Origin of the sequence: Halomonas kalidii (genome assembly GCF_030010475.1) — a bacterium.
In the GTDB taxonomy this organism is placed as follows: domain Bacteria; phylum Pseudomonadota; class Gammaproteobacteria; order Pseudomonadales; family Halomonadaceae; genus Halomonas; species Halomonas heilongjiangensis.
Genome location: NZ_JASCQN010000050.1, coordinates 70,983 through 88,707, shown reverse-complemented (window position 1 = coordinate 88,707; position 17,725 = coordinate 70,983). Strand labels below are relative to the sequence as shown.

General features: G+C 68.6%; 17 protein-coding genes. 15 read left to right on the top strand and 2 right to left on the bottom strand.

What is annotated here, in order from left to right:
- Window positions 1-14: 14 nt before the first annotated feature.
- The 13 genes from QLQ85_RS16260 to tatC all read left to right on the top strand — a co-directional run bounded on the left by QLQ85_RS16260 (window position 15) and on the right by tatC (window position 12,805).
- A complete protein-coding gene (locus QLQ85_RS16260; protein ID WP_282739946.1) occupies window positions 15-2,387 on the top strand; it encodes a primosomal protein N' in 2,373 nt (790 codons plus the stop codon).
- 245 nt (window positions 2,388-2,632) lie between these two features.
- Window positions 2,633-4,318: an arginine--tRNA ligase gene (gene argS / locus QLQ85_RS16255; RefSeq protein WP_282739945.1), complete on the top strand. Its 1,686-nt coding sequence runs from the start codon at window positions 2,633-2,635 to the stop codon at window positions 4,316-4,318.
- A gap of 3 nt (window positions 4,319-4,321) precedes the next feature.
- Window positions 4,322-5,062, top strand: a complete 741-nt coding sequence (locus QLQ85_RS16250; protein WP_282739944.1) for an SPOR domain-containing protein — start codon at window positions 4,322-4,324, stop codon at window positions 5,060-5,062.
- A gap of 144 nt (window positions 5,063-5,206) precedes the next feature.
- The gene (gene hslV, locus QLQ85_RS16245) at window positions 5,207-5,725 is read left to right on the top strand and encodes an ATP-dependent protease subunit HslV (protein ID WP_102627017.1); all 519 of its coding nucleotides are present in this window, start codon (window positions 5,207-5,209) and stop codon (window positions 5,723-5,725) included.
- A gap of 11 nt (window positions 5,726-5,736) precedes the next feature.
- Window positions 5,737-7,059 (top strand): ATP-dependent protease ATPase subunit HslU, encoded by a 1,323-nt coding sequence (hslU, locus tag QLQ85_RS16240; RefSeq protein WP_282739943.1) that lies wholly within the window; start codon window positions 5,737-5,739, stop codon window positions 7,057-7,059.
- Between the two features lie 208 nt (window positions 7,060-7,267).
- On the top strand, window positions 7,268-7,651 hold the full coding sequence (locus tag QLQ85_RS16235; protein WP_282739942.1) for a DUF971 domain-containing protein: 384 nt from the start codon (window positions 7,268-7,270) through the stop codon (window positions 7,649-7,651).
- 234 nt (window positions 7,652-7,885) lie between these two features.
- The gene (ubiE, locus tag QLQ85_RS16230) at window positions 7,886-8,632 is read left to right on the top strand and encodes a bifunctional demethylmenaquinone methyltransferase/2-methoxy-6-polyprenyl-1,4-benzoquinol methylase UbiE (RefSeq protein ID WP_102627014.1); all 747 of its coding nucleotides are present in this window, start codon (window positions 7,886-7,888) and stop codon (window positions 8,630-8,632) included.
- 7 nt (window positions 8,633-8,639) lie between these two features.
- Entirely contained in the window at window positions 8,640-9,275 is a 636-nt protein-coding gene (locus tag QLQ85_RS16225; RefSeq protein WP_282739941.1) for a ubiquinone biosynthesis accessory factor UbiJ, read from the top strand.
- Window positions 9,275-10,897 carry a ubiquinone biosynthesis regulatory protein kinase UbiB gene (gene ubiB / locus QLQ85_RS16220; RefSeq protein WP_282740005.1) on the top strand — a complete coding sequence of 541 codons (1,623 nt, stop codon included), beginning with the start codon at window positions 9,275-9,277 and terminating at the stop codon, window positions 10,895-10,897. The genes QLQ85_RS16225 and ubiB overlap by 1 nt, the downstream gene beginning before the upstream one ends.
- A gap of 58 nt (window positions 10,898-10,955) precedes the next feature.
- Entirely contained in the window at window positions 10,956-11,291 is a 336-nt protein-coding gene (locus QLQ85_RS16215; protein ID WP_282719888.1) for a phosphoribosyl-ATP diphosphatase, read from the top strand.
- Between the two features lie 54 nt (window positions 11,292-11,345).
- Window positions 11,346-11,606, top strand: coding sequence for a Sec-independent protein translocase subunit TatA (gene tatA / locus QLQ85_RS16210; RefSeq protein WP_282719886.1), 261 nt, complete (start codon window positions 11,346-11,348; stop codon window positions 11,604-11,606).
- A 6-nt stretch (window positions 11,607-11,612) separates the two neighbouring features.
- Window positions 11,613-12,047 (top strand): Sec-independent protein translocase protein TatB, encoded by a 435-nt coding sequence (gene tatB / locus QLQ85_RS16205; RefSeq protein ID WP_282739940.1) that lies wholly within the window; start codon window positions 11,613-11,615, stop codon window positions 12,045-12,047.
- Window positions 12,044-12,805, top strand: coding sequence for a twin-arginine translocase subunit TatC (tatC, locus tag QLQ85_RS16200; RefSeq protein WP_282739939.1), 762 nt, complete (start codon window positions 12,044-12,046; stop codon window positions 12,803-12,805). Before tatB ends, tatC begins: the two co-directional genes overlap by 4 nt.
- Window positions 12,806-12,846: 41 nt before the next feature.
- Here the strand turns inward: tatC and elbB are convergent, their stop codons facing one another.
- Window positions 12,847-13,515: an isoprenoid biosynthesis glyoxalase ElbB gene (gene elbB / locus QLQ85_RS16195; RefSeq protein WP_282719882.1), complete on the bottom strand. Its 669-nt coding sequence runs from the start codon at window positions 13,513-13,515 to the stop codon at window positions 12,847-12,849.
- A 222-nt stretch (window positions 13,516-13,737) separates the two neighbouring features.
- Here elbB and hemB point away from each other — a divergent pair, with 222 nt between their 5' ends.
- Together hemB and ppk1 are read left to right on the top strand one after the other, a co-directional pair.
- Window positions 13,738-14,733 (top strand): porphobilinogen synthase, encoded by a 996-nt coding sequence (gene hemB, locus QLQ85_RS16190; RefSeq protein ID WP_407650403.1) that lies wholly within the window; start codon window positions 13,738-13,740, stop codon window positions 14,731-14,733.
- Between the two features lie 57 nt (window positions 14,734-14,790).
- A complete protein-coding gene (gene ppk1 / locus QLQ85_RS16185; RefSeq protein WP_282739938.1) occupies window positions 14,791-17,022 on the top strand; it encodes a polyphosphate kinase 1 in 2,232 nt (743 codons plus the stop codon).
- Here ppk1 and QLQ85_RS16180 read toward each other — a convergent pair.
- Window positions 17,019-17,531 (bottom strand): DUF3087 family protein, encoded by a 513-nt coding sequence (locus QLQ85_RS16180; RefSeq protein WP_282739937.1) that lies wholly within the window; start codon window positions 17,529-17,531, stop codon window positions 17,019-17,021. The two genes, ppk1 and QLQ85_RS16180, sit on opposite strands and share 4 nt — an antisense overlap.
- Window positions 17,532-17,725 lie beyond the last annotated feature (194 nt).

Below are 17,725 nucleotides of genomic sequence, written 5' to 3'. Positions count from 1 at the left end.
CCTCATGGAGCTGTATGCCGCCACCTGATCCGCTGCCAGGCACCGCATACGGGTTTGTGTCGACGTACGAACCGGTTTTGCCGCCACGTACACCCGAGGTGCTCGTGGAGGCGGGGCATTCTAGCAGAGCCGACGCCGGAGGCCAATTGTCCAATCCCCCCCGCCCGAACACGCCCCGCGTGCTGGGCATCGCCATCCCCTCGCCGCTGCGCCGCCTGTTCGACTATCGCCCCTGCCGGGAAGCCCCGCCCGGCGGCTGGCAACCCGGGCTGCGCGTGCGGGTGCCCTTCGGCCGCCGCCAACTGGTGGGCGTGGTGGTCGAGTGCCGCGATGGCAGCGAGTTACCGCTGGCCGATCTCAAGCCGGTGGACACGTGCCTGGACGGCACGCCGCTGCCCGCCGACTGGCTGTGGCTGTGCCGCTTCACCGCCCGGTACTATCAGCACGGCCTGGGTGACACCCTGCACCAGGCCATGCCGGTCCTGCTGCGCCAGGGTCGCCCCCTGGAGGCCCGCACCCGCGAGCGCTGGCAGCCCACCCCCGCCGGCCTGGAAACCGATCCGCCGGGGCTCGCCCGCGCACCACGCCAGGCCGAGCTGCTGGCGATGCTGCGCCAGCACCCCCACGGCCTCGGCACCCAGGCGATCCTCGCCCAGTCGTTCACCCGCGAGCAGCTCCGCGCCCTGGCCGACAAGGGCCTGGTCGGCTGCCGGGAGGAGCCGCTCACCGCCCCCTGGAAGGCCGGGGAGCCGCTGCTCGCCGAGCCCCCGCTGCCGCTCAACAGCGAGCAGGCCACGGCCCTCGCGGCGCTCCACGAGCGCCTCGACGCCTACCACCCCTGCCTGCTCGAGGGGGTCACGGGCAGCGGCAAGACCGAAGTCTACCTGCAACTGATCGAGGCGGTGGTGGGCCGTGGCCGCCAGGCCCTGGTCCTGGTGCCCGAGATCGGCCTCACCCCCCAGACCCTGGCCCGCTTCCGGAGCCGCTTCCGGGTGCCGGTGGTGGCGCTGCACTCGGGGCTCACCGACAACGAGCGGCTCGATGCCTGGGAGGCCGCCGCCAGCGGCCGCGCGCCCATCGTCATCGGCACCCGTTCGGCGATCTTCACCCCCCTGGCCCAGCCCGGGGCGATCATCGTCGACGAGGAGCACGACGGCTCCTTCAAGCAGCAGGACGGCTTGCGCTACCACGCCCGCGACCTCGCCGTGGCCCGCGCTCATCGCCACGGTATCCCCGTGGTGCTGGGCAGTGCCACCCCATCGCTGGAGAGCCTGGCCAGGGCCCGCAGCGGCGACTGGCGCCACCTGCTGCTGACTCGCCGTGCCAGCCGCCATGCTCCGGCTCGCCTCGAACTGGTCGACCTGCGCGGTCGCCGTCGCCAGGGCGGGCTCATCCCGCCGGTGATCGAGGCCATCCGCGAGACGCTCACCGCCGGCCACCAGGTGCTGGTGTTCATCAACCGTCGCGGTTTCGCCCCCACCCTGGCCTGTCATGCCTGCGGCTGGCTCGCCGAGTGCGACCACTGCGATGCCCGCATGACCCTGCACCGCCAGCCGCCACTCCTCGCCTGCCACCACTGCGACCGCCGCCGCGCCCTGCCCGACGTCTGCCCCAGTTGCGGCAGCGGCGACCTGCGCCCCCTGGGCAGCGGCACCGAACGCACCGAGGAGACCCTGGCGGCGCTGTTCCCCGAGGTGCCGGTACACCGCATCGATCGCGACAGTACCCGGCGTCGCGACGCCTTCGAGCGTGTGCTCACCGAGGTACGCCGCGGCGAGCCCTGCCTGCTGGTCGGCACCCAGATGCTGGCCAAGGGACACCACCTGCCCCATGTCACCCTGGTGGTGGTGGTCAACGCCGACGCCGGCCTCTACGCCAGCGACTTCCGTGCCCTGGAGCAGAGCGCCCAGCTGCTGGTGCAGGTGGCCGGGCGTGCCGGCCGTGCCGCCCACCCCGGCCGGGTGCTGGTGCAGACCCTGCACGGCGACGACCCGCACCTGCGACGGCTGGCCGAGCAGGGCTACGCCGCCCTGGCCGACCAGTTGCTGGAGGAACGGCGGGCCGCCGGCCTGCCCCCCTTCCGTTTCCTCGCCCTGCTGCGCCTCGAGAGCCCCCGGGAAGAGGCGGTGAACGCCCTCGGCGGCCAGGCCGCCGACGCCCTGAGGAGCTGGCTCGGCGAGCGGGGCCTGGCGGTGGACTGCCTGGGCCCGGTGCCCGCGCCCATGGAGCGTCGCCAGAACCGCTACCACCTGCAACTGATGCTCGCCAGCTCGCGACGCAGCATGCTGCACGAGGCCGGCGCCGGTCTGGTCGCCTGGCTCGAGGCCACACCGGAAGCCCGCCGGGTGCGCTGGTCGCTGGATATCGACCCGCAGACGTTGAGCTGAAAGCCGTAAGCCCGAAGGCTGTTGTCAGCGCTTCTGATGGCAAAGGCTTTCTCTTATAGCTTAAAGCTTATGGCTTCTAGCTCCGGGCGCAGCCCGGCTGGGCTTTAAAGCCACGCCACAATTGCCGATAATGGCCGACCATGCCCATCCACGGGCACCGAACTTCCACGCCCGAGCCCATCGCGAGCGCCTCGTCATCGCCCTTTACCTCGCACCGGCCGGCGCCACAGGACATCCGACGCTTCATGAAAGACACCATCATCACGCTGCTCGAGGGCGCCCTCGACACTCTCAAGCGGCAGGGCGTGCTGCCCGCCGACCTCTCGCCGACCATCAAGGTCGACCCCACCCGCGACAAGGCCCACGGCGACTACGCCACCAACCTGGCACTGATGCTGGCCAAGCCCGCCGGCAAGCCGCCCCGCGAGCTGGCCGAGGCGCTGGTCGGCGCCCTGCCCGAGAGCCGCGCCGTGAGCAGGGTGGAGATCGCCGGTCCCGGCTTCGTCAACTTCTTCGCCGCCACCGACGCCGCCGCCCAGGTGGTGCGCCGGGTACTCGACGCGGGTGACACCTACGGCCGCAGCCTCACCGGCCAGGGCGAGAAGGTGCAGGTGGAGTTCGTCTCCGCCAACCCCACCGGTCCGCTGCACGTCGGCCATGGCCGCGGGGCGGCCATCGGCGACTGCATCTGCCGGCTGCTGGAAGCCACCGGCCATGACGTGACCCGCGAGTTCTACTACAACGACGCCGGCGCCCAGATCAGTAACCTGGCGCTCTCAGTGCAGGCCCGCGTCCAGGGCATCGACCCCGACGACGAGGGCTGGCCCGCCGACGGCTACCGCGGCGGCTACATCATCGACGTGGCCAATGCCTACCTGGCCGGCGAGACCGTGCATGCCGATGACCGCCATGTCACCGCCAAGGCCGACCCGGACGATCTCGACGCCATCCGCGACTTCGCGGTGGCCTACCTGCGCCGCGAGCAGGACCTCGACCTGCGCGCCTTCGGTGTCGAGTTCGATGTCTACTTCCTGGAGTCCTCGCTCTACGAGGACGGCAAGGTCGAGGCCACCGTCGAGCAGCTGATCGCCAAGGGCCACACCTTTGAACAGGACGGCGCCCTGTGGCTGCGCACCACCGACTTCGGTGACGACAAGGACCGGGTGATGCGCAAGACCGACGGCCACTACACCTACTTCCTGCCCGACGTCGCCTACCACCTCGACAAGTGGCAGCGCGGCTTCACCACGGTGATCAACGAACAGGGCGCCGACCATCACTCCACGGTGACGCGGGTGCGCGCCGGGCTGCAGGCGCTGGAGGCCGGCATTCCCCGAGGCTGGCCCGACTACGTGCTGCACCAGATGGTGATGGTGACCCGCTCCGGGGTCGAGGTGAAACTCTCCAAGCGTGCCGGCAGCTATGTCACGGTGCGCGACCTGATCGACGAGGTCGGCCGCGATGCCACGCGCTTCTTCCTGGCCGCCCGCCGTGCCGACTCTCAACTGACCTTCGACATCGACCTGGCCCGCTCCCAGTCCAACGACAACCCGGTCTACTATGTGCAGTACGCCCACGCCCGGGTCTGCAGCATGCTGCGCAAGGCCGAGACGGAGGGCCAGCCCTTCGACCATGGCCTGGCCATGGAGAGCCTCGCGCTTCTCGAGGAGGACCAGGAGAAGGCCGTCATGAACCGCCTGGCCCGCTACCCCGAAGTGGTCGAGCACGCCGCCGCGTCCCGCGAACCCCAGCAGATCGCCCAGTACCTGCTCGACCTCGCCGCCGAGTTCCACACCTGCTACAACGCGGTGAAGGTGATGGTCGAGGACGACGCCCAGCGCAACGCCCGCCTGGCGCTGGGCCTGGCCGCTCGCCAGGTGCTGCGCAACGGCCTCGACCTGATGGGCGTCGGTGCTCCCGAGGAGATGTAAGCCATGGCCCGTCGTCCCGCCCCGAAGAAGCGCGGTGCCACGTCCAGCAAGCGTCGTGCCGCCCCCCGGACAAGCCGCGGCGTGCCGGGCTGGCTGTGGGGCCTCGTCGGCCTCGCGGCCGGCTTCCTGCTCGCCCAGCATCAGCACGGCACGGCCCCCTGGCAGGAGGGCGGCGACTCCCCGCTGGCTACCGTGATGCCCCGCACCCCCCCTGCCGGCGACGAGGCCGCTCCGCGCACGCCATCCCGCCCCACGCCGGAGGAGCCGCGCATGCCGACCTTCGAGTTCTACACCCTGCTGCCCGAGTCCGAGGTGGTCGCACCGCGGGGCGAGGTGCCCGCCTCCACCGCGCGGCCTCCGGCCCCACCCCCCGAGGTGGCCGAGACCGAGACCGAGACCGAGGCGGCGGCCCCCCCCGATGACGACCCCATCGCCCAGGTGATCGCCGCCAACCTGCGCCCCCAGGACACCGCCCCGGCGGAGCCCGCGCCGAACCCGGCCGCCGGTCAGCGCTACATGCTTCAGGCCGCCTCCTTCCGCGAATCCGGCGATGCCCAGCAACTCCAGCAGCGCCTGCGCAACCTCAGCCTGGTGGCCCAGGTCAGCCAGGTACAGGCCTCGGGCGGCGAGACCTGGCACCGGGTGCAGGTCGGCCCCTTCGATGACAGCCGCGAACTCAACCGGGCCCAGGACCTGATGGTCACCCAGGGCATCGAGCCGCTGTTGATCAGGCTGCAGAACTGATCTGCCGACTCGCCGCCGGCACCCGGCGGTTGAATTCCGGGCCGGCTGCCCGCACTTCCCCTGAAAGCTCAGCCACGGCGCCCGGGCCACCCCGCGGCGCCGAAAGTCATCGGGAGCCAACCGCTCCCCCAAGGAGTCCCCTCCATGACCACGATCGTTTCCGTGCGCCGCGGTGACCAGGTCGCACTGGCCGGCGACGGCCAGGTTTCCCTGGGCAATACCGTGATGAAGGGCAATGCCAGCAAGGTGCGCCGCCTCTACCGTGGCGAGGTACTGGCGGGCTTCGCCGGCGGCACCGCCGATGCCTTCACCCTCTTCGAGCGCTTCGAGGCACAGCTGGAGAAGCACCAGGGCAACCTGGTCAAGGCCGCCGTGGAGCTGGCCAAGGACTGGCGCACCGACCGTGCCCTGCGCCGCCTGGAAGCGCTGCTGGCGGTCGCCAACAAGGATGCCTCGCTGATCATCACCGGCAACGGCGACGTGGTGGAGCCCGAGCGAGGGATCATCGCCATCGGCTCCGGCGGCAACTTCGCCCTGGCCGCGGCCCGCGCCCTGCTCGAGAACACCGACCTCTCGGCCCGGGAGATCACCGAGAAGTCGCTGGAGATCGCCGGCGACATCTGCGTGTTCACCAACCACCACGTCACCCTCGAAGAGCTCTGAAGGCCGCCACCATGACCCAGATGACACCCCGCGAGATCGTCCACGCCCTGGATCAATACATCATCGGCCAGCAGGACGCCAAGCGCGCCGTGGCCATCGCCCTGCGCAACCGCTGGCGGCGCATGCAGCTCGACGACGAACTGCGCCAGGAAGTGACCCCCAAGAACATCCTGATGATCGGCCCCACCGGGGTCGGCAAGACCGAGATCGCCCGGCGCCTGGCCAAGCTCGCCCGCGCGCCCTTCATCAAGGTCGAGGCGACCAAGTTCACCGAGGTGGGCTACGTGGGCCGCGACGTGGAGTCGATCGTGCGCGACCTGACCGAGGCCGCCATCAAGCTGGTGCGTGAACAGGCCAAGGAAGAGGTGGGTCACCGCGCCGAGGACGCCGCCGAGGACCGCATCCTCGATGCCCTGCTGCCGCCGCCCCGCGGCCAGGAGGATGCCCCCCGTGGCGACAGCTCGACTCGCCAGCTCTTCCGCAAGAAGCTGCGCGAGGGACAGCTCGACGACAAGGAGATCGACATCGAGATCACCCCCCAGGGGCCGGGCATCGACATCATGACCCCGCCGGGCATGGAGGAGATGACCAGCCAGCTGCAGAGCCTGTTCGCCGGCATGGGCAAGCAGAAGACCGAGACCCGCCGCGTGGCGGTGAAGGACGCCTTCGCCCTGCTGCGTGACGAGGAGGCCGCCAAGCTGGTCAACGAGGAGGAGATCAAGCACCGCGCCATCGAGGCGGTGGAGCAGAACGGCATCGTCTTCCTCGACGAGATCGACAAGGTGGCCAAGGGCAGCGGCCAGTCCAGCGGCGGCGAGGTCTCCCGGGAAGGCGTACAGCGTGACCTGCTGCCGCTGATCGAGGGGTCCACGGTCTCGACCAAGTACGGCATGGTCAAGACCGACCATATCCTCTTCATCGCCTCCGGCGCCTTCCACCTGTCGCGGCCCTCGGACCTGATCCCCGAGCTGCAGGGACGGTTGCCGATCCGGGTCGAGCTCAATGCGCTGACCCCTGACGACTTCAAGCGCATCCTCACCGAGCCCTCGGCGTCGCTCACCAAGCAGTACCAGGCCCTGCTGGCCACCGAGGGGCTCGACATCTCGTTCACCGAGGATGGCATCGAGCGCATCGCCGAGATCGCCTGGAAGGTCAACGAGGGTACCGAGAACATCGGTGCCCGCCGCCTGCATACGGTGATGGAGCGCCTGCTCGAGGAGGCCTCGTTCAAGGGTGCCGACGTGGGCACGCCGCTGGCGATCGACGCCGCCTACGTCGACTCCCAGCTCGCCGAGCTGGCGATGGACGAGGATCTGTCGCGGTATATTCTCTAATCCCAGCTATAAGCCTTAAGCTATAAGCTGCAAGCCCTAGGGCGCGGACTGCGCGGCGCCGGGGACAGGTCGAAGCGGAGGTCCGATGCCATGGATGGCATCGGTAGCGCCCAGGGAGGGGTTCACAGCGCCTCCGCGATGGTCCGACACTTCGGGGCCTGTCGCCGGGATAGCCGCGCCTCCACCACGCCATAAGCGGAGGCATACCATGACCGCCCCGATTCCCGTCAAGGTGCATTACCACAAGAAGGACCGCGAGCTCGAGCTCACCTACGAGGGCGGCGAGAGCTACCGGCTGTCGGTGGAGTACCTGAGGGTCTTCTCGCCCTCGGCCGAGGTGCGCGGCCACGGCGGCGATACCGCCACCCTGCAGGTGGGCAAGAAGCACGTCGGCCTGAAGAACATCACCCAGGCCGGTCGCTACGCGCTCAAGCTGCATTTCGACGATGGCCATGACAGCGGCCTGTACAGCTGGGACTACCTGCATGCGCTGATCCGCGACCGGGAGGCCAACTGGGCCGACTACCTGCGGCGGCTGGAGGAGGCCGGCGCCTCGCGCGAGCCGCTTGGCATCGAGATCAAGCAGCTGTAGAGCACCACGTGGGACGCCGGGGATAGCTCGAAGGGGAGGTCATTCGACAGGGATGTCGAATGTAGCGCCCATGGAGGGGTTCACAGCGCCTCCCCGCAGAGCTATCGCCGGAACAGGCCCGTGTGGTGATGCCCCACTCCCGTCAAGACAATCGCCGCTGGGGGAGGCTACAATATCGCCGTTTGCTGACGTGCCCGGCGCGTCACTCGCCCGAATTCAGCCCAGGGGTCATCCATGGACAAGCGCACCACCCACTTCGGCTATCAGGAAGTTCCGGTCGAGGAGAAGGCCTCCCGTGTGGCCGACGTCTTCCATTCGGTGGCGGCCCGCTACGATGTGATGAACGACCTGATGTCGCTGGGCATCCACCGCCTGTGGAAGCGCCTGACCATCGAGCGCTCAGGCGTGCGCCCCGGCCACAGCGTGCTCGATATCGCCGGCGGCACCGGCGACCTGACGCTGAAGTTCTCGCGCATGGTGGGGCCCCGCGGGCGGGTCGTGCTGGCCGACATCAACGAGTCCATGCTCCGGGTCGGCCGCGACAAGCTGCTCGACCATGGGGTCGGCGGCAACGTCGAGTATGTGCAGGCCAACGCCGAGACCCTGCCCTTCCCCGACAACACCTTCGACTGCATCACCATCGCCTTCGGCCTGCGCAATGTCACCGACAAGGACGCCGCCCTGCGCTCCATGGCCCGGGTGCTCAAGCCCGGCGGCCGGCTGCTGGTGCTGGAGTTCTCCAAGCCAGCCAATCCGTTGCTCTCCAGGGCCTACGACGAGTACTCCTTCCGCCTGCTGCCCAGGATGGGCGAGCTGGTGGCAAGCGACGGCGACAGCTATCGCTACCTGGCCGAGTCGATCCGCATGCACCCCGACCAGGAGACCCTCAAGGGCATGATGGAAGCCGCCGGCCTGGAACGCGTCGAGTACACCAACCTCACCGGGGGCATCGTCGCCCTGCATCGCGGCATAAAGCTGTGAGGTCGAGATGTCGCTGACCCTGCTGCTGGCTGGCCTCGAGCGCACCCTCAATGCCCTGCTCGCCCGCGACCCGGCTGCCCCCGGGAGACTCGCACGCCTCGCCGGCCACCGCATCCTGTTGCGGCTCGAGCACCCCAGCCTGGCGCTGGCGGTTCATTTCCACCCCCACGGCCTCGACCTGCTGCGCCCGGACGACACCGTAGAGGAGGCCTTCGACGCCGTCGTCGAGCTCGATGCCGAGACCGCCGGCGAGCTGCTCGGCGGTGCCTCCATCGAACGGCTGATGTTCCAGGGCAAGCTCGCGGTACGGGGGCGCATCCACCTGCTCGAGGCGACCCGCGACCTGCTGCTCGACCTCGACCTGGACTGGGAGGGCGAACTGGCCCGCTGGCTCGGCGACATGCCCGCCCACAGCCTCGCCGAGGGGCTGCGCGGCATCACCCGCTGGGGCCTGCGCACCCGCGACGAGTTCCGCGCCGACGTCGCCGAGTATGTCTTCGAAGAGGCGCGTCTGCTGCCCGGGCGCCACCAGCTCGCCGTGCTGCGCGACCACCTCACCGAACTCGAGGTCGCCACCGACCGTCTCGAGGCGCGCCTCGCCCGGCTGCATCGCCGGCTGGTCGACGGAGAGCCCCACCCATGATGAGCCTTCGGCTGCTGCGCATCTTCTGGGTGATCACCCGCTATCGGCTGGACACCCTGCTGCCCCTGGGCCGACTGCCCTGGTGGCTGCGTACCCTGCTGCGGCTCTCGCCGCTGCGCCTGGTGCCGATCGGCCCACGCTCGCGCGGCGAGCGACTACGCCTGGCCCTGGAGGCCCTGGGGCCGATCTTCGTCAAGTTCGGCCAGGTGCTCTCGACCCGGCGCGACCTGCTGCCCGAGGACATCGCCGACGAGCTGCGCCGCCTGCAGGACCAGGTCCCCCCCTTCCCCGGCGCCCAGGCGCGGGCCCGGGTGGAAGAGGAGCTCGGGATGTCCACCGACGAGGCCTTCGCGCACTTCGAGCCCGAGGCGCTCGCCTCGGCCTCCATCGCCCAGGTCCATGCCGCGCGGCTGCACGGTGGCGAAGAGGTGGTGGTCAAGATCATCCGCCCCGATATCGAGCGGGTGATGCGCCAGGACATGGCGTTGATGTACCGCGTCGCGAGCGTCCTCAAGCATATCCCGGAGGCGCGCCGGCTGCGCCCGGTCGAGGTGGTGCGCGACTACGAGGCGACCCTGTTCGACGAGCTCGACCTGACCAAGGAGGCCGCCAACACCTCCCAGCTCAAGCGCAACTTCAAGGACTCGCCGCTGCTGTTCGTGCCGGCGACCCACTGGGAGCTGACCCGTCGGCGGGTCATGGTCCAGGAGCGCATCCATGGGGTACCGGTGGCCAACACCGCGGCCCTGGTCGCCCAGGGTACCGACCTCAAGAAGCTCGCCGAGCGCGGTGTGGAGATCTTCTTCACCCAGGTGTTCCGCGACAACTTCTTCCACGCCGACATGCACCCGGGCAACATCTTCGTCTCCTTAGAGCGGCCCCACGACCCGCAGTACATCGCCATCGACTGCGGCATCGTCGGCAGCCTCACCCGCGAGGACCAGGACTACCTGGCGCGCAACCTGCTGGCCTTCTTCCACCAGGACTACTACGAGGTGGCCGCGCTGCATATCGAGTCGGGCTGGGTCGGCGAGAATACCCGGGCCAACGAGTTCGCCGCGGCGATTCGCACCGTCTGCGAGCCGATCCTCGAGAAGCCGCTCAAGGACATCTCCTTCGGCCAGGTGCTGCTGGGGCTGTTCCAGACCGCCCGGCGCTTCAACATGGAGGTGCAGCCGCAACTGGTACTGCTGCAGAAGACCCTGCTCAATATCGAGGGGCTGGGGCGACAGCTCTATCCGGACCTGGACCTGTGGCGCACCGCCAAGCCCTATCTCGAGCAGTGGATGAAGGAGCGGGCCGGCGCCAGCGGCTTCTGGGACTCGCTCAAGCGCCAGGCGCCGGAGCTGACGCGCCAGCTCCCGGAACTGCCGGTGCTCGCGCATCAGGCGCTGAGCCGCATCGAGCACGAACACCGGCAGCGTCATCGCCAGGCCGAGGCGATGAGCGGCATCCGCAGCCTGCTGCAGCGCCAGGGCAGCAGTCGTCGCCGCCTGCGGCTGGGGCTGCTGTTACTGGCCATGGCGCTGGCCTGGCAGCCACTGACCCAGTGGGCCACGGGGCAACCCTGGCCGGTGGTGGCCGCCGCCGTCATCGGCGTGCTGCTGCTGGCCTGGCACTGACCCTCGGCCGAAATGCGGGGTCACACCCATTAGACACACGTCAAGGGAACCGTCATCGATGAGCGATATTCTCGACCGCCTGCAGGTTGTCCTGGATCAACGACGCCAGGCCGACCCGCAGGACTCCTACGTCGCCGCCTTGCATCACAAGGGCCTGAACAAGATACTCGAGAAGGTGGGCGAGGAAGCCACCGAGACCCTGCTGGCCGCCAAGGATGCCGAGCATGGCGGCGACGCCGAGCGACAAGCGGTGATCGCCGAAACGGCCGACCTGTGGTTTCATAGCCTGGTGATGCTGGCACATCTGGATCTCGATCACCGGGCGGTGCTCGACGAGCTGGCCCGCCGCTTCGGCGTCTCCGGCCACGACGAGAAGGCCGCAAGGCAACGATAGAACGAACTGGCCATTCCGGGGTCTTCCCGTAGCCCCCAACCAGAGGAACGACTTATGTTAGGTGGTATCAGTATCTGGCAGCTGCTGATCGTACTCGGCATCATCATCCTGATCTTCGGCACCAAGAAGCTGCGCAACGTCGGCGGCGACCTGGGTGGCGCCGTGAAGGGCTTCAAGAAGGCCATGCACGAGGACGAGAAGGACAAGGAGAACGAAGCGGACAAGCCCCAGGCCCAGGTGCGCCATGACGACGAGGGCGATACCTATGACGTCAAGGCCGAGCGAAAGGCCGAAGACCAGGAAGAGCGCAAGTAAGCCGCCATGTTCGATATGGGCTTTCTCGAACTGCTGATCATCGGCGTGGTGGGGCTGCTGGTACTGGGCCCGGAGCGCCTGCCCAAGGCCGCGCGTACCCTGGGGCTGTGGATCGGCAAGATCAAGCGTAGCGTGTCCGGCATGCAGCGCGAGATCAGCGCCCAGCTCGAGGCCGAGGAGCTGCGTCAGAAGCTCAACGAGCAGCAGAAGAAGCTCGACGAGAGCGTCAAGCAGGTCAAGCGCGACGTGGAGAGCCTTGCCGAGTCCGGCCAGACGGCCGACGAGTCGAGTCAGGCTTCAGGCCCCGAGCGGCCGACTGCCGAGGAGGCGCCGAGCGAGCCGCCGGAGAAGCGCCTGGACGACGCCCTCGCCCGGGCCCGCCTCGATACGCCTGCGGATGAGCCTGCCGACGCCGCCGACAAGGACGCCACCTCCCGATGAGCAAGACCGGTGACCCCCAGGAACAGAACCAGGCCCCACTGATCGAGCACCTGATCGAGCTGCGTTCGCGCCTGATACGCGCCGTGGTGGCGATCCTGGTGATCTTCCTGGGCCTCTTTCCGTTCGCCAACGAGATCTACACCTTCGTGGCCCAGCCGCTGATGGCGCTGCTGCCCGAAGGCTCCCAGATGATCGCCACCGAAGTGGCCTCGCCCTTTCTCGCGCCCTTCAAGCTGACCCTGGTGCTGGCGGTCTTCATCGCCATCCCCTTCGTGCTGCACCAGGCCTGGGCCTTCGTCGCGCCGGGCCTCTACGACAACGAGAAGGCGCTGGCGCTGCCGATCCTGGCCTCCAGCGTGATGCTCTTCTACGCCGGTGCCGCCTTCGCCTACTACGTGGTCTTCCCGCTGCTGTTCGAGTTCTTCACCCAGACCGGGCCGGAGAACGTGGCGGTGATGACCGACATCAACCAGTACCTCAACTTCGTACTGAAGCTGTTCTTTGCCTTCGGCGTGGCCTTCGAGATCCCCATCGCCACCTTCCTGCTGATCCTCTCCGGGGCCACCACGGTGGAGAGCCTGTCGCAGAAGCGCCCCTACGTCATCCTCGGCTGCTTCGTGGTGGGCATGCTGCTGACCCCGCCGGACGTGATCTCCCAGAGCCTGCTGGCGGTACCCATGTACCTGCTCTACGAGGTGGGGCTGCTGTTCGGTCGCCTGGTACGGCGCAAGACGCACGACGCCGAGGAAGACGAATAGCACCGAACAGGATGGTGCCCGACATCGCGGCTTTCCCGGCTTCAGGCTTGCAAATCCATCATTTCGTCCACGCGATCGACCAGCTTGAAGATGCCGGTGGCCGCCTCGCTGATGCGGGTCGCCAGCATGTAGGCCGGGGTGGTGACCACCCGGTTCTCGAAGTCGACCACGATGTCCTCGACACCACAGCTACGGTGCAGCCCACCCATGGCGCTGATCGCCCCGGCCACCCCCGGGTCGTGCCCCACGGTCACGGCGATGCCCGATCCCAGCAGTCGCGGCACCAGCACCGGGCTGATGCACATCAGGCCGATCGGCTTGCGCTCCTCGTGGAAACCGGCGAGCGCCTCGGCCAGTTCGCCGAGCACCTCCATCTCGTCGCCGGCCTCGGCAAAGGTCGAGAGGGTCTTGGCGGCGCCGAAACCGCCCGGCAGGATCACCGCATCGAAGTCGCCGGCCTCGAGTTCGTCCAGCGAGGAGATCTCGCCCCGGGCCAGGCGCGCCGACTCCTCCAGCACGTTGCGAGATTCGCCCTCGGCCACCTCGCCACTGCGGTGGTCGATGACATGGTGCTGCGCGATGTCGGGAGCGAAACAGCGATAGCCGATGCCCAGTTGATCGAGGCGCAGCAGGGTCAGGGTGGTCTCGTAGATCTCCGAGCCATCGAACACGCCGCAGCCCGAGAGGATGACCGCCACCTGTTTGCTCATGCCTTTCTCCTTGAGGTATGCGCCTGCCGACGAGCAGGCCCGATAATCCGAACCCAACACTTTAGAGAGTCGCCCGGGGTGCGACAAGGCGCGACTTTCGGCGCAGGGCCGCACTGATATACTCCAAGGCAACGACACCCCGTCATCGCATCGTCATCGTCGCCCGCCACACTGAGCCCGTGGCGGTCCTCACCTCACCGCTGGAGACACGCCTTGAGCTTCATGACCACACGCCAGTTCCCCGCCACTCGCCTGCGCCGCATGCGGCGTGACGACTTCTCGCGTCGCCTGATGCGCGAATCGCTGCTGACCCCCGCCGACCTGATCTGGCCGGTGTTCGTGCTCGAGGGCGAGGGTCAGCGGGAAGCCGTGCCTTCCATGCCCGGCGTCGAGCGGCTGTCGCTGGACCTGCTCATCGAGGAGGCCCGCGAGGCCCATGAACTGGGCATCCCTGCCCTGGCGCTGTTCCCGGTGATCGATGCCTCGCTGAAGAGCGAAATGGCCGAGGAGGCCTACAACGCCGCCGGCCTGGTCCAGCGCAGCGTGCGTGCCCTGAAGGACGCCGTCCCCGGGCTCGGCCTCATGACCGACGTGGCGCTGGACCCCTACACCAGCCATGGCCAGGACGGCATCCTCGACGAGCACGGCTACGTGCACAACGACCGTACCGTCGAGACCCTGCTCAAGCAGGCGCTCTCCCACGCCGAGGCCGGCGCCGACGTGGTGGCCCCCTCGGACATGATGGACGGGCGCATCGGGGCCATCCGGCAGGTACTCGAACAGGAGCACCTGGCCAATACCCGCATCATGGCCTACAGCGCCAAGTACGCCTCGCGCTACTACGGCCCCTTCCGTGACGCCGTGGGCTCCGCCGCCAACCTCGGCCGTGCCGACAAGACCACCTACCAGATGGATCCGGCCAACGGCGACGAGGCCCTCCACGAGGTGGCCCTCGACCTCGCCGAGGGGGCCGACATGGTGATGATCAAGCCCGGCATGCCCTATCTCGACGTGGTGCGCCGGGTCAAGGACGAGCTTAAGGTCCCGACCTTCGCCTATCAGGTCAGCGGCGAGTACGCCATGCACATGGCCGCCTTCGACAACGGCTGGCTCGACGCCGACTCCGTCATCCTCGAGTCGCTGCTCTGCTTCAAGCGCGCCGGCGCCGACGGCGTGCTGACCTATTTCGCCAAGCGGGCAGCGCGGCTGCTCGCCTAGTGAGGAAAGGGCCCGGTTGACCCGGCCCGGGCCCTTCCCTCGACGCCAGGAGACAAGATGGAAGCCCCGCACAGCCCCGACCTCCAGGGTCCCCCCGATGTCCCGCCGGTCGACCCCACGGCCGGCGACCCCCTGTCCAGCGAGACGACGGCCGAGCAACCCACCCCGCGGCTGAACCAGACGCGCACCGGGATCAAGCCCAGGGCGCTCCCCGACCCCCAGGCCGATCTCACCGATCCGAGCCTCTACTTCAACCGCGAGCTGTCGCACCTGCAGTTCAACGTCAGGGTGCTGGAGCAGGCCCTGGACGCGGCTCATCCGCTGCTCAACCGGCTGATGTTCCTGCTGATCTTCTCCTCCAACATGGACGAGTTCTTCGAGATCCGCGTGGCCGGGCTGAAGAATCAGGTGGCACTGGGGGACGACGCCAGCGGCGCCGACGGGCGCTCGCCGCGCTCGGTGCTCGCCGAGATCTCGCGCATCGCCCACGACCAGGTGGCACGCCAGTACCGGATCCTCAACGAGGTGCTGATTCCCGCGCTGGAGGCCCACAAGCTGCGCTTCCGCCGCCGCGACGACTGGAGCGACGCCCAGCGCGCCTGGGTCCGCGATATCGTCGACGCCGAGATCATGCCGGTGGTCAGCCCCATCGGCCTGGACCCCTCGCACCCCTTCCCGCGCCTGGTCAACAAGAGCCTCAACTTCATCGTCGAGCTCGAGGGCAAGGACGCCTTCGGTCGCGAGGGCGGCCTGGCCATCCTGCCGGCACCACGCTCGCTGCCACGGGTGATCGCCCTGCCCGCCGAGCTCTGCGAGGAGGGCTTCAGCGAGTACGTCTTCCTGTCGTCGATGATCCACGCCCACGCCGAGGAGGTCTTTCCCGGCATGACGGTGCACGGCTGCTACCAGTTCCGCCTGACCCGCAACGCCGACTTCTCGGTCGACCCGGAGGAGGTCTCGGACCTCGCCTCGGCACTGCGCGGCGAGCTGCTGGCACGCCGCTACGGCAGCGGGGTACGACTCGAAGTGGCCAGCAACTGCCCCGACGAGCTGGCGCGCTTCCTGCTTGCCCAGTTCTCCCTGGAGGAGGGCGATCTCTATCGGGTCGACGGCCCGGTGAACCTGACCCGCATGATGTCGGTGCTTGGCGAGGTCGACCGCCCGGAGCTGCTCTACCGACCGTTCACCCCGGGACTGCCCAAGCCCCTGGGCCGCAAGGAGAGCCTGTTCGCCGCCATCGGCGCCGGCGACATCCTGCTGCACCACCCCTTCCAGGCCTTCTCGCCGGTGGAGGAACTGCTGCGCGAGGCGGCCCGCGACGCCGATGTGCTGGCCATCAAGCAGACCCTCTACCGCACCGGCGCCGACTCGCCCATCGTCAATGCGCTGGTGGAGGCGGCCGGCAACGGCAAGGAGGTCACGGTGGTGATCGAGCTGCGTGCCCGTTTCGACGAGGCCGACAACCTGGCCCTGGCCTCGCGGCTGCAGGAGGCCGGCGCCATCGTCATCTACGGCGTCATGGCCTACAAGACCCACGCCAAGATGCTGCACATCGTGCGGCGCGAGCGCGGCAAGCTGCGCCACTACGCCCACCTGGGCACCGGCAACTATCACTCGAGGACGGCCAGGCTCTACACCGACTACAGCCTGCTCACCGCCCGTCCCGGCCTGTGCGAGGACGTCCACCGGGTCTTCCAGCAACTCTCGGGCATGGGCCAGACCCGCCGGATCGAGACCCTGCTGCACGCGCCCTTCACCCTCCACGAGCGGCTGGTGGCGATGATCGAGCGGGAAGCGGAGCACGCCCGCCGGGGCCGGCCCGCTCACCTGATCGTCAAGTGCAACTCGCTGACCGAGCCCCGGCTGATCCAGGCGCTCTACCGTGCCTCACGTGCCGGCGTGACGTGCGACCTGATCATCCGCGGCATGTGCTGCCTGAGGCCGGGCATTCCCGGCATCTCGGAGACCATCCGGGTACGCTCGATCATCGGCCGTTTCCTCGAACACACCCGGGTCTTTCACTTCCACAACGACGGCAAGCCGGAGACCTGGTGCTCCAGCGCCGACTTCATGGCCCGCAACATGTTCCACCGGGTCGAGATCGGCTTTCCACTGTTGGAGAAGAAGCTCGCCGCCCGGGTGCGCAAGGACCTGGAGACCTACCTGGTGGACAACTGCCAGAGCTGGCTGCTGCAGCCCGACGGCAGCTACCTGAAGCAGCAGCCCGGCGACGAGGCCCCGATCAGTGCCCAGGAGACGCTGCTCTACGCCTATGCCACCAGGGCTTAGCGGCGCCGGAAGGCGCGCAGGTCCTCGGGATCGAAGCCGTCGACCCGCTCGGGCAGCCCCTTCTCCCGGCGAGCTAGCCTGACGGTCTCGCGCTCGGCGAGCAGCTCGGCGTCGTCGTCCAGGGTGCGGCCGTTGAGCTCGGCGAGCTGGGCCATGCCCTGGTGGTAGAAGGAGAGCACCGCCAGCGCCGTGTCGTTGTCTTCCGCCACGCCCCGCCGCAGCGCCGGCAGATAGCCGCTGACCCGCGACAGATGGTGCTTGAGCTGCCAGACGTAGCGCATCTCGGTCATCCAGGGCCGCTCGCGCAGCACGGCGAACACCAGGCTGGTGGCGACCAGCCCCAGCAGCACGCCCAGCACGTTGAGCCAGAAGCCGCCATCGAAGGCGGTCTGCAGCAGCTGGACGAACACCAGGCCGAAGACGATCAGCTGGCCGGCCATGGCCAGGCTGATGAAACGGCCCTTGCGGCGATAGGTTTCGGGGTCGTGGTCTTCGAGCTGGAAGGGCATGGCATCTCCTGGACCGGTGCTAGGCGGCAAATGGCGGCATTATCCCGACATCGCCCCCGAGGGTACAGGCCTTCTCCATCGTCCCCAGCGCATTGCAGATAGGCTGCACCACTCGGGGCTGATCCGGCGGCAGGCCTTCGAGGAGGCGCTGTGAACCCTTCCCTGGGCGCTACATTCGCCCTGCTTCGCTCTCG